This window comes from Microbacterium sp. Ru50 (assembly GCF_002920555.1).
In the GTDB taxonomy this organism is placed as follows: Bacteria; Actinomycetota; Actinomycetes; order Actinomycetales; family Microbacteriaceae; genus Microbacterium; species Microbacterium arborescens.
Window position 1 is genome coordinate 982454 of the sequence record NZ_PQSV01000001.1, and the last position, 15241, is coordinate 997694.

Genomic DNA, 15241 nt, shown 5'->3' on the forward strand with positions numbered 1-15241 from the left:
CAGGGCCCTCCGACTCCGACGTCGTCAGGAGTCGGAGCCCACCTGCTGATCGGCGAAGGTCTGCGCGTAGTCCTCGACGACGGGAACCTCACCGGTGATGATCGGAACGTCCGTCGTCACCGTCGGAATCGACGTCGTCACCGTCGCGTCCGGGATCGAGGCCGACAGCAGCGAACCGTCCTCGCGTCGCGACTGAGCGAGCTGGCGCAGCGACGGGCGGCCCGACAGGAGCGGTCCCTGACCGGCGAGCGGGATGCGGACGGTGTCGCCGCCCGCGACCCGGAACTCTCGACCGCGCACCGAGAAGTCCACCGGGTCGCCCGGCCCTGCGGCGACGGTCATCGCGTCGGCGGTCAGCGTGATGTCCAGGCGCGTGCCCTGCCAGTGCAGGGTGTACTCCAGCGAGGGCCAGTCGCGCGGCAGGCGCGGGTCGAAGCTCAGGGCTCCGTAGTGGTCGCGCATGCCGCCGAATCCGGACACGAGAGCGGTCCACACGCCACCGGCGGAGGCGACGTGCACGCCGTCCGAGGCGTTGCTGTGGAGGTCGCCGAGATCGACGTAGATCGACTCGAGGAAGTACTCCAGCGCGAGGTCCTGGTATCCGACTTCGGCCGCGAGAATCGACTGCACGACACCGGACAGGGTCGAGTCGCCGGTCGTGAGCGGGTCGTAGTACTCGAAGTCGGCCAGCTTCTCCTCGTCGGTGAAGTGGTTGCCCTGGAGGAACAGCGCCAGCACCACGTCGGCCTGCTTGAGCACCTGGTAGCGGTAGATCACGAGCGGGTGGAAGTGCAGCAGCAGCGGCCGCTGGCTGTCGGGGGTGTTCTCCAGGTCCCACACCTCGCGGTCGAGGAACACCGCATCCTGCGGGTGGATGCGCAGCGATTCGCTGAACGGGATGAGCAGTGCCTCGGCAGCCCGCTCCCACCCGTCGGCCTCTGCGGGGTCGAGATCCAGACGCTCGATGAGCGCGCGGTACGCCTCGGGCGCCTCCTCGGCCATGTCGCGCACGGTCCGCGCGGCGAACCGCAGGTTGAACCGCGCCATGACGTTCGTGAAGAGGTTGTCGTTGACGACCGTCGTGTATTCGTCGGGTCCGGTGACGCCGTGGATGTGGAACGACTCTGCGGATCCATCCTCGCCGAAGCGCCAGAACCCGAGCGTCGACCACAGCCGCGCGGTCTCGACGGCGATGTCGACGGCCTCGCGGTAGAGGAAGTCCACGTCGCCCGTAGCCCGCACGTACTTCGCGAGGGCGAAGCTGACGTCGGCGTTGATGTGGTACTGCGCGGTGCCGGCGGCGTAGTAGGCCGAAGCCTCTTCGCCGTTGATCGTGCGCCACGGGAATAGGGCGCCGGCCTCGTTGAGCTGACGGGCCCGGCGGCGCGCGGCGGGGAGCATGAGGTAGCGCATGCGCAGCGCGTTCCGGGCCCACAGCGGAGTCGTGTAGGCCAGGAAGGGCAGGACGTAGACCTCGGTGTCCCAGAAGTAGTGGCCGCTGTATCCCGACCCGCTGACACCCTTGGCGGGCACGCCCTGTCCATCGGCTCGGGCGGCCGCCTGCGCGAGCTGGAACAGGCACCAGCGGGTCGCCTGCTGCAGGTCCTCGTGGCCGCCGATGCGCACGTCGGAACGACGCCAGAAGTCGGCGCACCACGCCGCCTGCCGCTCGAACTGAACGACGACGCCCTCCTCGCGGACCCGGTCGAGCACGCGGCGGCCCCGCTCGACGAGCTCGCGCGCCGGCACGCCTCGCGACGTGTGGTAGCTCACGAGCTTGGTGACGGTGATGGGGACGCCCTGCCGGGCGTTCACCCGGTAGACGTTCTTGGCGATGTCGGGCTCGATGAGCCGGCGAGACGAGTACTCGTTCTCGGTCTCGACGAGGTGGTCGGCGACGACCGACACCGTCATGCCCGAGTTGGTGGACTTGTACGACAGGACCGACCGGCCGTCCTCGTCCTGCCAGTACTCCTGCGGCTGGAGGACCCGCTCCTCGATCTTCTCGGTCTTGCGCGGATCGAAGCCCGCGGCGGCGCGGCCCGGCGCCGACCCCCCGTAGACGTCCTCGCCGTCCTGACGGTTGACGATCTGGCTGCTCACCGAGACCGGGGCGTCGGAATTGAGCACCGTGATGGTCAGCCGCATGATCGCCAGGTGCCTCTGCTCGAACGAGACGAGGCGCTCGAAGTCGACCTGCACCTCCTTGCCGCTCGGGGTGACCCACAGCAGCTTCCGGGTGAGCACGCCGGTGCGCATGTCGAGAACCCGCTCGTAATCGCGGATATCGGCGACGTCGAGCGAGAGAGGCTCGTCGTCGACGTAGACGCGCATCACCTTCGCGTCGGGCGCGTTGATGATCGTCTGCCCGACCTCGGCGAAGCCGAAGGCCTTCTCCGCGTGGCGGATCGGGAAGATCTCGTGGAAACCGTTGATGAACGTGCCGTGCTCGTGCGCGTAGCGTCCCTCGGGGTGGTTGCCGCGCAGCCCGAGGTAGCCGTTGCCGACCGCGAAGAGCGTCTCGGTCACGCCGATGTCCTCGACCGAGAACCTCTTCTCGACGAGACGCCAGGGGTCGACGGGGAAGCGATCGCGATCGATCATGAGGGCCTTCCGGAGGACGGGCCCCGCCGCTGGAGGCGGGCGATGCGGGCGGGTGTTGACGTTGGGTCAGACGAACGCGTCGAGATCGTCGACGACGACGTGGGCTCCGAGCGCGCGGAGCGCGTCGGCGCCGGCGCCGCGATCGACGCCGACCACGAGAGCGTAGCCTGCCGCGACTGCCGACTCGACACCCGAGTGGGCGTCCTCGATCGCGACGGAACGGGCCGGATCGACGCCGAGCATGCGCGCGCCCTCCGCGAAGACGTCGGGCGCGGGCTTGGAGGGCAGGTGGCGCTCCTCGGCGATGACGCCGTCCATGACGACGGGGAACCTCTCCAGAAGCCCCGCGACGGCGAGGACCTCGCGCGCGTTCTTCGAGCTGGACACCACGGCGATCGGGACCCCGGCGGCCTGGAGCTTGTCGACCAGGGCCAGCGATCCGGGGTACGGCGCGATTCCCTCGGCTCGCAGGACGCGCTCGAACACGGCGTTCTTGCGGTTGCCGATGCCGCAGATCGTGTCGGCCGACGGGTCGTCGCCGGGGTCGCCCCACGGCACCTCGACGTCGCGCGAACGCAGCAGGCTCGCGACGCCGTCGTAGCGCTTCTTGCCGTCGAGATGGCGGAAGTAGTCGTCCGCGGTGTACTCCGGCGTGATCCCCCAGGCCGTGAACAGCTCGGTGAACATGGCCTGCCAGGCGTGCATGTGCACGTCGGCGGTCGGGGTGAGCACGCCGTCGAGGTCGAACAGGACGCCGTCGTAGGTGGTCAGGTCGGGAAGCTGAGCCGAGGTCACGGAACCAGCGTAATGAGGTCCGGCGGTCACGCCGTCACGGCGATGGTCTGCCGCGCGATCTCCAGCTCCTCGTTCGTCGGGACGACGAGCACCTCGACCCGGGAGGCATCCGTGGAGATCCGGCGGATGCCGCGCCCGCGCTGCTCGTTTCTGGCCGGATCGATCTCGACACCGGCGAACCCGAGCGTCTCGAGGGCTGCGGCGCGCACCAGCGGGGAGTTCTCCCCCACGCCGGCGGTGAAGGAGATGACGTCGACGCCGCCCAGCTCCGCGAGGTACGCACCGGCGTAGGCGCGCAGCCGGTGCGCGTAGACCTCGAACGCCAGTGTGGCCGCCTCGTCGCCGCGCTCGACCCCGTCCTCGATGTCGCGCATGTCGGAGACCCCCGCAAGGCCCAGCATGCCGCTCCGCTTGTTCAAGAGGTCGTCGAGCTGAGGGATGGTCATCTCGGCGCGGCGGGCCAAGTGGAAGATGACGGCCGGGTCGATGTCGCCCGACCGCGTGCCCATGACCAGGCCCTCCAGCGGCGTCATCCCCATCGACGTGTCGACCGAGCGACCGCCGTCGATCGCCGTGACGGATGCGCCGTTGCCCAGGTGGAAGACGATCTGGCGCAGCTCGGCGAGCGGACGGCCGAGGTGAGCCGCGGCCGCCTCCGAGACGAACTTGTGGGATGTGCCGTGGAACCCGTAGCGGCGGACGCGATGCGCCTCGGCGAGCGCCGCGTCGATCGCGTAGGTGTAGGCGGCGGGCGGCATCGTCTGGTGGAAGGCGGTGTCGAACACCGCGACGTGCGGCAGGTCGGCGAAGGCGGCCTTGGCCGCACGGATGCCCTGCAGCGCGCCGGGGTTGTGGAGGGGCGCGAGCACCGAGAGCTCGTCGATGTTGATCTCGACGAGGGGCGTGATGAGCGTCGGCTCGAAGAACCGCGCGCCGCCGTGGACGACGCGATGGCCGACGGCGACGGGCGCGTGCTGCTCGAGTGACGGGCCGTTCTCGGCGAACGCGTCGAGCATGAGCTGGAAGCCCGCGGTGTGGTCGGCGATCGGAAGCTCGCGCTCGAAGGTGGCGTCGGTGGCGGTGACCGCGGCCTCCCCGCCAGCGGCGGGCGGGAAGAACACGGTGTGCTTGACCCGGCCCTGCTCCTGCCCGATGCGCTCGACAAGACCCGACGCGTGAGGGAGCCCGGTCTCGGCGTCGATCAGCTGGTACTTGAACGACGACGAGCCGCTGTTGATGACGAGCACGATGCTCATGCGGATGCCCCTCCCTGGGCCTGGATCGCGGTGATGGCGATCGTGTTGACGATGTCTTCGACGAGGGCTCCGCGGGAGAGGTCGTTGATCGGCTTGTTCAGACCCTGCAGAACGGGACCGATCGCGACGGCGCCGGCGGAGCGCTGGACCGCCTTGTAGGTGTTGTTGCCGGTGTTCAGGTCGGGGAAGACGAACACCGTCGCCTTGCCCGCCACGGAGGATCCGGGCATCTTCTTGGCCGCGACGGCGGCGTCGGTCGCGGCGTCGTACTGGATCGGTCCTTCGACCAGCAGCTCGGGGGCGCGCTCGCGAACGAGCGCGGTGGCCGCGCGCACCTTGTCGACGTCGGCGCCCGACCCCGACTCCCCCGTCGAGTACGACAGCATCGCCACGCGCGGGTCGATGCCGAACTGGCGCGCCGTCTCGGCCGACGAGACGGCGATGTCGGCGAGCTGCTCGCTCGTGGGGTCGGGGATGACGGCGCAGTCGCCGTAGACGAGGACGCGGTCGGCGAGCGCCATGAGGAAGACGCTCGAGACGACCGAGACGCCGGGCTTGGTCTTGATGATCTCGAACGCGGGACGGATCGTGTGCGCCGTCGTGTGCGCGGCTCCCGAGACCATGCCGTCGGCGAGACCGAGGTGCACCATGAGCGTGCCGAAGTACGACACGTCGGTGACCGTGTCGGCCGCCTGGCCGTACGTCATCCCCTTGTGAGCGCGCAGGCGCTCGTATTCGCGGGCGAACTTGTCGACGTGGACGGCGTCGAAGGGCGAGAGGATCTCGGCTCCGCGCAGGTCGAGACCGAGCTCCAGCGCTCGCGAGCGCACCTCGATCTCCTCGCCCAGCAGCGTGATGTCGGCGATGCCACGGGCGAGGACGATCGACGCGGCGTGCAGCACGCGGTCGTCGTCGGCTTCGGGCAGGACGATGCGGCGGCGGTCCGTGCGCGCCCGCTCGACCAGGCCGTACGCGAACATCAGCGGGGTCACGACGGTGGACCGCGCGAGCCCGAGCGCCTCGGTCAGCTCATTGGTGTCGATGTGCCGCTCGAACAGGGCCGCGGCCGCCTCGTAGTGCCGGCGCGAATCGGCCGCGAGGCGCCCACGCGTGCCCATGATGCGGGCGGCGGTCTCGTAGGTGTCGAGATCGGTGGCGATGATCGGGAGCGTCTCGCCGACGCCGTCGATCAGCCGGTCGACCGCCTCAGGCAGCGGGAACCCGCCGTTGATGACGATCGCCGAGAGCGAGGGGAACGTGCCCGACCCGTGCGCGAGCAGGGTCGCGAGCAGCACCTCGGCCCGGTCGGAGGGGATGACCACGACCGAGCGCTCGCTGAGCCGCGGGAGCACGTTGACCATCGACATCGCGCCGATGACGACCCCGAGCACCTCGCGCCCCAGGAGGTCGGCGTCGCCCTTGACGAGCGAGCCCTCGACCGCGGCCAGGACGGTGCTCACCGACGGCGAGACGAGGAAGCGGTCCTCCGGCACGGCCCAGACCGGGACGTTCTGCGGCACCGCGCCGCGCACGGCGTCGATGATCTCGTCGAGACGATCGCCGTCCGCACGGTTGGCGACGACGGCGAACAGCTCGGCGCGGTCGCCGCGCAGCTCCGACACCGCCAGCGAGGCGATCTGCCCCATCTCGTCAGGGGTGCGCGCGGGGGCGGACCCGAGCTTCTCGCCGCCGCCCTGTCCCGCCCGTCCGCCGAGGACCAGCAGCACCGGCGCGCCGAGGTTCACCGCGATGCGGCCGTTGTAGCTCAGCTCGGCGGGGGAACCGACATCCGTGTAGTCGCTGCCCATGATGACGACGGCGTCGCACTTGGCCTCGACCGACTTGTACCGCTCCACGATGCGAGAGAGCGCCCCGTCGGGGTCGCGCCGCATGTCGTCGTAGGTGACGCCGATGCACTCGTCGTACGCGAGGTCGACGCCGTCGTGGTCGAGCAGCATCTCGAGGACGTAGTCGCGTTCCTCCGTCGACCGGGCGATCGGCCGGAAGACGCCGACGCGCGGCGCGACGCGGCTGAACGCCTCGAGCACCCCCAGCGCGATGATCGACTTCGCGGAATGGCCTTCTGCGGACGTGATGTAGATGCTCTGAGCCACGGGTTCAGCCTAAGAGGGAGAGGCCTGACCACGAGCCGTGAATATCGCCACGGTCGTGGCGGCGGATGCCGCAGGCCACGACGGTGGGGGAAAAATAAGACTCTCCGCGAACCCGGCAGAGCCCGGTTACCCTTGCTACGTTTCCGTCCTGGGGGAGTTGGCCTGGATGCCGCCTCGCGGAGAGCTGTCACCAGTCTAACCCGGAACCTGAGTCCTCCCGTCACCGGGGCCGGTTAGGCTCTCGCCAGACGGGCGCGACGCGGCGGGGCACGCGACGCGGAGAACGAGGGGATCGCATGACCAACCACGGCACCCAGGCAGCTTTCGGTCCCGACCGGTTCGCCGCCACCACCGATGCCATCTCGGCGAGTATCGCCCGCGTCATCGACGGAAAGCCCGAGGCGGTGCGCTCCGCGCTCGTCTGCCTCCTGGCCGAGGGGCATCTCCTCATCGAGGACGTGCCCGGCGTCGGCAAGACGATGCTCGCGCGTGCGCTCGCCGCGACGGTGGACGCCACGGTGCGCCGCATCCAGTTCACCCCCGACCTGCTGCCCGGCGACGTCACGGGCGTGAGTGTCTTCAATCAGGCCGATCGCGAGTTCGAGTTCAAGCAGGGGGCGATCTTCGCCCACATCGTCATCGCCGACGAGATCAACCGATCCTCCCCCAAGACGCAGTCCGCGCTGCTGGAGGCGATGGAGGAGCGCCAGGTGACGGTCGACGGGCGCACCCATGCGCTGCCCGCGCCGTTCCTGGTGGTCGCGACGCAGAACCCCCTCGAGATGGAAGGCACCTACGCCCTGCCGGAGGCGCAGCGCGACCGCTTCATGATGCGCATCTCGATGGGCTATCCCGACGCCGGATCCGAGGCTCGGATGCTGCGCGAGCGCGACACCGTCAACCCGTTGTCGTCGCTCGCCCCGGTCATCACGGCGCGCGAGGTGCAGGATCTCATCGCCTGGGCCCGCAGCCTGCATGTCTCGCCCTCCGTCGAGGAGTACGCGGTCGCGATCGCCCGCGCCACCCGCGATCACCGCGACCTGCGCCTGGGGGCCAGTCCCCGCGCCACTCTGCAGCTCGTCCGTGCCGCGAAGGTGTGGGCAGCCCTCGACGGCCGCCCCTTCGTCATCCCGGACGACATCGTCGCGCTGCTTCAGCCGGTCTTCGCCCACCGCCTCATCCCGGCGCGGACGACCGGCGCGTCCCGCGGCCGCAGCGGTGCCGAAGTCGTCGAGGCGGCGTTGGCCGACATCGCCGCGACGGTGCCGGTGCCGCTGCCGGTCCGCTGAGTCCGCCATGACCGGTTCTTCCCGTCCGGCTCACCGCCGGCATCGGCTGGGCCCCGCCCTCCGACGGGCCTGGCCGCTGACGGCCCGCGGTTGCGGCGCGCTGCTGATCGCCGTCGCCGCCATCGTCTGCGCGCACGCCTTCGGCGTCGTGGAGCTCGTATACGTCGGCGTGCTGCTGATCGCGGCCGTCGCACTGGGCTGGGGGTCGCTGTGGTTCGTCCACAGGTACGGCGACGTGTCGCGTTCGTTCTCCCCCGACGTCGCCGCCGTCGGGAGCGAGAGCGTCGTGACCGTGCACGCGACGGCCCGCGGCGGGGTCTCCGGCGCGATCGCCCGGTGGACCGACATGTTGCCGAACGGCGTGGAGGGGGACGCATCCGGCATCCTCACCGGTGCGGCCGCTCTCGACCGCATCCGGCTGACCTACCGCATCCGGGGCACCCGGCGCGGCATCCGCGACGTCGGCCCCTTCGCCCTCGTCGTGACCGATCCCTTCGGGTTCACCCGCCGGAGCGTCCGCATGGGCCGGGCTGAGCCGATCACCGTCGCGCCGGCGACCGTGATGCTTCCCCCGCTGACGGAATACCCCGGCGAGGCGGGTGGCAGCCTCCACACCGCGACGCACCAGCTGGGCGAGGGCGCCGACAACCTCATCCCCCGGGCCTATGCGCCGGGCGACTCGATGCGGCGGATCAACTGGCGCGCGAGCGCGCACCACGACGAGCTGATGGTGCGTCAGGAGGAGCAGGAGTCCACTCCCGAGGCCACCGTCGTGCTCGACCGGGCGGCGTCCCGCTGGGCCCCCGCCGCGTCGCGACCCGGCGAAGACCCGGCGTTCGAGGCCGCCGTGACGGCGGCGATCTCGGCCGTCGCACGCCTGGCCCGGGAGGGCTACGACGTCACGGTCATCGACTCGGAGGGACATCCGGTGGGCGTGCCCGTTCCGGCCGGCGATTCCGTCGCGGTCGAGCAGCTGGCCCTCGACCTGGCCACGATCGTCGCCGGCTCCGACGATCGACTGACGGCGCTCCCCCGCCTGTTCGCAGGCACCGTCGCGGGACCGGTGGTCGTCGTCTCCGCACGCGTGACGACGGCCGACGCCGATGCGTTGGCGCCGCTCGTGGCGCACAGCGCGCTTCCCGTGCTGCTGGCGGCCGAATCCTCGGAACAGGCGCTCGCACGGGCATCCGCCGCCGGCTGGCGGGCCGGCGTCCTGACTCCCGACGGCGACCTCACCGAGAGCTGGCGAGCCGCGACCGAACGGGGGACCGCTCGTGCCGCGTACTGATCCGTCGCGCCGGTGGCGGCATCGTCCGACGATGCCCTCGCGAGCCGAGCTGAGCCTCACCGGCGACACGCCCCTGGCGGCCGTCCTCCTCCTCTCGATCGTCGCCGCGATCCTCCCGCTGCTGCGCGTGGTCGCCGCCGGCACGTGGCTCGTCGTCGCGGTCGCCGTGGCGGCCGCCCTGCTGCTCGTCGGCGTCGGACTGCGGCGGCTGCACACGCCCGCCGTCGTGGTCACCCTCGCCGAGCTGGTGACGGCGGGTGCACTCGTCACCGCCGTCCACTTCGGCGACACCGCGCTGCTCCTCGTCATCCCGACCCCCGGAACCTTCGCCGAGGTGCCGTCCCTCATCGCCGGCGCGAGCGGGCAGATCGTCAACGGAGTCGCGCCCCTCACCGCGGACCGCCCGCTCGCGGTCCTCGCCGTGACGGCGGTCGCAGCTCTCACGATCCTGCTCGACCACACCGTCATCACGGCACGGATGCCGCTGCTGGCGGCCATCGCCCTCGTCGCGGTATGGCTGATTCCCGCACTGTCGGTGCCTGCGCCCGTCGACCTGATCGCGTTCGTCGTCTTCGCGGCCGCGGTGCTCCTGCTCATCCGGACCGAGACCCGCTCGCGCGAGCGTGCGCTGGCCCGATCGGCCGCAGCCGCCAGCGCCGCCGAGGCGCGACAGCGCGGCGAGGCCGAACCACGGCGCCGCCTGCCACGCTCGGGTGCCGTGCTCGCAGCAGGCCTCGCGGTGACGGCGATCGTGGCGACCGTCATCGTGGTGCCCGAGCTCCCCCGCCCCGCGCCGCGCGTCGGAATCGGAACGGGCCCCGCCACCACCATCAACGCCAGCCTCGAGCTCGGCGACGATCTGCGGCGCCCCACCGACGTCGAGGTGCTCACGACCCGCACCAACGCGCCCAGCATGCCCTACCTGCGTGCCGCGACGCTCTCGAGCTTCGACGGACGCGTCTGGGAACCCGACCGCGACGAGACCACCCCCCTCACTCCCGAGGCGCTCGGTCCGGTCGTCGCCGACCCCGACGTGCGGGTGACCGAGTACCAGACGACCGTCAGCATCACGCAGCTCTCGTCCGCATGGCTGCCGGTACCCGGCCCGGCCGTGCGCGTGGACGACCTCTCCGGCGGCTGGGAGGCGATGCCCTCCAACCGCACGGTGGTCGCCGCGGACACCGACACGCAGGGACAGGAGTACGTCACGACGACCCATGTCGTGCGTCCGACCCTCGAGCAGATCCAGGCGGCCGGGACGACCATCGACGGCCTCCCCGACACCGTCACCCAGCTGCCCGCCGACATGCCCGCCGCGATCGAGCGGACGGCGCGCGAGGTCACCGCGGGGGCCGAGAACGATTACGACCGGCTCGCCGCCCTCCAGCGCTGGTTCCGCAGCGCGGAGTTCACCTACTCGCTCGATGCTCCGGTCTCCGACGGGTTCGACGGATCGGGCGTCGACGCGATCGCGGACTTCCTCGAGGTGCGCAGCGGCTACTGCGTGCACTTCGCCTCCGCGTTCGCGGTGATGGCGCGGACGCTCGACATGCCGTCCCGCATCGTCGTCGGATACCTGCCCGGAACGCTGACCGGCCGCGTCGTCGATGGCGAGAGCGTCGCGACGGTGCTGAGCTCGCAGCTGCACGCGTGGCCCGAGGTGTACTTCGCCGGCATCGGCTGGGTGCCGTTCGAGCCGACGAACAGCCTCGGCACCCCCGCCAGCTATACGCGCTCGGCGCAGCCGCTGCCGGACGACGGCGGGCAGGACGTGCCCCCCGCGCCCGCGCCGCAGCAGACGGCGACGGTCGCGCCCGATGGCGGCCCCACTCCGACGCCGACCTCCTCGACGGGGACGAGCGCGGGCTCCGAAACCTCGCCCCTCGCGCTCGCGCTGCCCTACGGCGGAGTCGTCCTCGGCTTCGCGGCACTCGTGCTGCTGCCCGCCCTCCTCGGTGCCGCGCGGCGGCGGTGGCAGACGACGGCTGCCGAACGCGGCGATGTGCTCGCGGCGTGGCGGATCGTCCGCGAGAGCGCCCGCGACATCGGCGTGCGCATCGACGACGCCGAGAGTCCCCGCGCGCTCGGCATCCGCCTGGCGGCCGTGCCGACGGTTCCCGTCGACCGCGTCGACGCGCTCGTCGCGGCGGTCGAACGGACGAGCTACGACGTTCCCGACGGCGACCGCGACGCCGCGATCGGCCGCGCCGCGGCATCCGACGCCCTGGCCGTCCGCCGAGGGCTGCTCGCATCCGTCTCGACGCCGCGGCGCATCGGCGCCGTGCTGCTCCCCCGATTCCTCGTTCGCGCCTGATCTCCGCGGGCCCCACGCATGCCGATGGGGCGCACATCCCGACATCGAGCGCAGAAGAAGCTGCGCCGGATGCCGAGAAGTGCGCCCCGTCGCGGTGGGCGCGAGCGTCAGGCCCGGGCGGGGGCCTCTACCTCGTCGGCGCTGTCGTCGGCGAACGGGTCGCCCGAACGCTCGGCGTCGTACAGCTCGCGGTCGAGGATGCCCTCGCGCTTGGCCACGATCGTCGGCACGAGCGCCTGGCCCGCGACGTTGACGGCCGTGCGGCCCATGTCGAGGATCGGGTCGATCGCCAGCAGCAGGCCGACACCCTCGAGCGGCAGGCCCAGGGTCGTGAGGGTCAGCGTGAGCATGACGGTCGCACCCGTCGTGCCCGCCGTCGCGGCGGAACCGACGACAGAGACGACCACGATCAGCAGGTACTGCACCGCGTTCAGCTCGAGGCCGAAGAACTGCGCGACGAAGATCGCGGCGATCGCCGGGTAGATCGCAGCGCAGCCGTCCATCTTCGTCGTCGCCCCGAACGGCACGGCGAACGAGGCGTACTCGCGCGGAACGCCGAGGTTGCGCTCGGTGACCCGCTGCGTGAGCGGCAGGGTGCCGATCGAGGAGCGCGAGACGAAGGCGAGCTGCACGGCGGGCCACACGCCCGAGAAGTACTGCCGCACCGACAGGCCGTGGGTCTTCAGCAGCACGGGATAGACGACGAAGAGCACGAGAGCGAGGCCGATGTAGATGGCGACGGCGAACCAGAGGAGCGTCGTGAGCTTCTCCCAGCCGTAGGTGACGACGGCCGACCCGATCAGGCCGAGGGTGCCGATCGGAGCGATGCGGATGATCCACCAGAGCACCCGCTGGACGACCTTCAGCGCCGACTCGGTGAACGACACGAACGCCTCGGCGCGCTTGCCGAGCTTGAGGGCGGCGATGCCGATCGCGACCGAGATGACGATGATCTGGAGCACGTTGTAGCCGACGCTCGAGCTCGCGGCGCCCGTCTCGGGGTTGATCGAGGTCGACACCGACAGACCGAGGAAGTTCTGCGGGATGAGCCCCGTGAGGAAGCTCCACCAGGAGCCGACGCTCGAGGGGACGTCGGGCGTGAGCTGGCCGGCGTCGACGCGCGCGCCCGGCTGGATCGTGACACCCAGCACGATGCCGATCGTCACGGCGATCAGCGCGGTGATCCCGAACCACAGCAGGGTCTGACCCGCCAGACGCGCGGCGTTGGTGACGTTGCGCAGCTGCGTGATCGAGGCGACGATCGCGAGGAAGATCAGCGGCACGACCGCCGTGCGCAGCAGTGTGACGTAGCCGCTGCCGATCGTCGACAGCGTTGCGGCGAGGCCGTTCGGGTTGCCCTCGGCATCGGGCCCGAGCTGGCGTGCCAGCAGGCCGAGGAGGACGCCCGCGACGAGCGCGATCGTGATCTGGAAGCCGAACGAGCGGTAGAAGGGCTTCTTCCGCTTCGCCGGCGCGGCGTTCTTCGAGGTGGCAGAACTCATGGTGGTGCTCCTGAGAGGGATGACGTCGCGATGGCGACCCACCGACGCTAAACCCGAATCGGGGTCGCCGGGGCCGTATGACCTTCCATGACACCCGCCGGCCTGCTCGCGCCGTCGCTTTCGGGACACGGGCGCTCTGATGTCTGCCGGAGTCGGCAGCGGGGCGGTCGGGTTTGCCGCCGCCACCCCAGAATGAGCGCATGATCCGTGATCTCGACCGCCTCCTCGCCCCGCCGACGCCCACCGCCGCGCTCGCCCTCGAGGCGGTGAGCCGGTGGTCGTCGGCCGTGCTCGTCGACCACGGCATCCGGTCGTGGGCCTGGGCGCGGCTGCGCGCCGAAGCGCTCGGGCTCGACCACGACCCCGAACTGCTGTTCGTCGCCGCGATGCTCCACGACCTCGGCGTAACACCCGCGTTCGACGCGCACGAGATGGCGTTCGAGTCGGCCGGCGGCGCGGCGGCGTGGCTCTTCGCGGCCGGTGCGGGGTGGCCCGCCGCGCGCCGCGAACGCGCGCGCGAGGTCATCGAGCGGCACATGTGGCTGAGCGTCGACCCGGCGCTCGACCCCGAGGGTCATCTGCTGGAGGTCGCGACGAGCCTCGACGTCTCGGGAGTCGCGCCGGAGCTATGGGATGCCGAGACCCTGCGGGCCGTCACGCGAAGGCATCCACGCCGGGACTTCGCCGCGCAGTTCGCGGGGTGCATCCACGCACAGGCGCGCCGCAAGCCCGGCACTCCTGCGGCCCGGCTCGACGCGTCACAGCGCATCGCCGAGGGCGGGCGGGTGTGGGACGACATCCTGGCATGACGAAGGGCGCCACCCTCGCGGAGTGGCGCCCTTCATTTCGGCGGAAGTGACAGGATTTGAACCTGCGAGGCGAGTTACCCCGCCTACATGGATTCCAGCCATGCTCCTTAGGCCGCTCGGACACACTTCCGTCGACGAGTTTATCAGTCCCCGGCGTGGACTCCCGCCGCGTCGGTCTCGGACCGCGGAGCTAGGCTCGTGGCGTGACTGATTCCTCTCTCGTCCTGGTCGCCAACGCGGGTGACAGCAGCATCAGCGTGTTCCGTCTCGATGGCGACGCCCTCGAACGGCTCTTCGTCGCCGACGGCCTCACCGGCACCGGCACCTTCGCGATCGACCGCGAGCGCGGCCTCGTCTACGCGGGAGTCAAGGGTGCGACCTCCGACGAGCCCGCGGCGATCGTCACGCTCTCCCTCGACCGCGCCACGGGCGAGCTCACCCCCCGCTCGCGCTTCGCGCTTCCGGACGGCTCGGTCAGCTACATCGCTCTCGCCCGCGGGGGCACGGCGCTCCTCGCCGCCTCGTACGGCGGTGACTACGGGTTCGTCGCCCCGATCTCCGACGGCGCGATCGGCGAGCCGACCGGCCGCGTCGAGTTCGCCAAGCTGCACTCGGTGCTGCCCTCCTCCGACGGGCGCTTCGCCTACTTCGTCTCACTCGGCGACGATCTCGTCGGGCAGTTCGAGCTCGGCGACGACCTGACGCTGACTCCGGTCGGCCCGGGCACCGCCGCGGCGCCCGCCGGCAGCGGACCCCGCCACCTGGTGCTCAACAGCGCCGAGGACGCCGTCTACGTCATGACCGAGTACTCCGGCGAGGTGCTGCACTACGTGCGCGACGCGGCGACGGGCGGCCTGGAGCTGCGCTCCCGGGCCAACGCAGTCGACCCCGCAGCCGGACTCGTGCGCGGTGAGATCGGCGGCGACCCGGTCGCCAACCACGCCGTCTGGGGCGCCGACATCCACTTCGGCGCGGACGAGCGGTACCTCTGGATCTCGGAGCGTTCGACGAGCACGCTGGGCGCCGCGCCCGTCGCCGAGGACGGCACCGTGCAGGACGTCGGGTCCTTCATCCCCACCGAGCCGCAGCCGCGCGGCTTCGCCCTCTCCCCCGCCGGCGACCGCCTGATCGCGGCGGGTGAGAAGTCGCGCACGGTCTCGCTCTACGCCGTCGACGGCGCCGAGCTGACGTTGCTCGAGCAGGCCGAGACCGGCGCGGGCGCGAACTGGGTCCGCTTCGCCTGACCCGCGGCGCCCCGGGTACCGTGGGT

At 71.3% G+C, this 15241-nt stretch carries 10 protein-coding genes, 1 tRNA gene and 1 other RNA gene; 5 read left to right on the forward strand and 7 right to left on the reverse strand.

The annotated features are described in order from the left end of the window. Positions 1-24: 24 nt before the first annotated feature. The 5 genes from C3481_RS04690 to ffs form a co-directional block, all read right to left on the reverse strand. Complete coding sequence (locus tag C3481_RS04690) at positions 25-2604, reverse strand: glycoside hydrolase family 65 protein (RefSeq protein WP_023951853.1); 2580 nt, start codon at positions 2602-2604, stop codon at positions 25-27. 66 nt (positions 2605-2670) lie between these two features. Continuing rightward, complete coding sequence (locus C3481_RS04695; RefSeq protein WP_071918374.1) at positions 2671-3399, reverse strand: HAD family phosphatase; 729 nt, start codon at positions 3397-3399, stop codon at positions 2671-2673. 26 nt (positions 3400-3425) lie between these two features. Beyond that, positions 3426-4655, reverse strand: coding sequence for an acetate/propionate family kinase (locus C3481_RS04700; RefSeq protein WP_023951857.1), 1230 nt, complete (start codon positions 4653-4655; stop codon positions 3426-3428). Then, positions 4652-6769: a phosphate acetyltransferase gene (gene pta / locus C3481_RS04705; RefSeq protein ID WP_064955919.1), complete on the reverse strand. Its 2118-nt coding sequence runs from the start codon at positions 6767-6769 to the stop codon at positions 4652-4654. Before pta ends, C3481_RS04700 begins: the two co-directional genes overlap by 4 nt. A 92-nt stretch (positions 6770-6861) precedes the next feature. Next, positions 6862-6958: signal recognition particle sRNA small type (ffs, locus tag C3481_RS04710), an RNA gene on the reverse strand. Between the two features lie 107 nt (positions 6959-7065). On the opposite strand from ffs, the gene C3481_RS04715 reads away from it, so the two are divergent. From C3481_RS04715 to C3481_RS04725, 3 genes are read left to right on the forward strand one after another with little or no spacing between them, the layout of a single operon-like run. Next, on the forward strand, positions 7066-8058 hold the full coding sequence (locus C3481_RS04715; RefSeq protein WP_023951861.1) for a MoxR family ATPase: 993 nt from the start codon (positions 7066-7068) through the stop codon (positions 8056-8058). Positions 8059-8065: 7 nt separating this feature from the next. Beyond that, the gene (locus C3481_RS04720; protein ID WP_103840974.1) at positions 8066-9346 is read left to right on the forward strand and encodes a DUF58 domain-containing protein; all 1281 of its coding nucleotides are present in this window, start codon (positions 8066-8068) and stop codon (positions 9344-9346) included. Positions 9347-9377: 31 nt separating this feature from the next. Further along, positions 9378-11660: a DUF3488 and transglutaminase-like domain-containing protein gene (locus C3481_RS04725; protein ID WP_103840976.1), complete on the forward strand. Its 2283-nt coding sequence runs from the start codon at positions 9378-9380 to the stop codon at positions 11658-11660. Positions 11661-11767: 107 nt separating this feature from the next. On the opposite strand, the gene C3481_RS04730 is transcribed toward C3481_RS04725, so the two are convergent. Next, a complete protein-coding gene (locus C3481_RS04730; protein ID WP_064955922.1) occupies positions 11768-13162 on the reverse strand; it encodes a dicarboxylate/amino acid:cation symporter in 1395 nt (464 codons plus the stop codon). Positions 13163-13362: 200 nt separating this feature from the next. Between C3481_RS04730 and C3481_RS04735 the strand changes: the two genes are divergently transcribed. Next, on the forward strand, positions 13363-13971 hold the full coding sequence (locus tag C3481_RS04735) for an HD domain-containing protein (protein WP_023951868.1): 609 nt from the start codon (positions 13363-13365) through the stop codon (positions 13969-13971). A 41-nt stretch (positions 13972-14012) separates the two neighbouring features. Here C3481_RS04735 and C3481_RS04740 read toward each other — a convergent pair. Next, positions 14013-14101: transfer RNA gene (locus tag C3481_RS04740), tRNA-Ser, on the reverse strand. Positions 14102-14174: 73 nt separating this feature from the next. Between C3481_RS04740 and C3481_RS04745 the strand changes: the two genes are divergently transcribed. Beyond that, the gene (locus C3481_RS04745) at positions 14175-15215 is read left to right on the forward strand and encodes a beta-propeller fold lactonase family protein (protein WP_088380798.1); all 1041 of its coding nucleotides are present in this window, start codon (positions 14175-14177) and stop codon (positions 15213-15215) included. Positions 15216-15241: the final 26 nt, after the last annotated feature.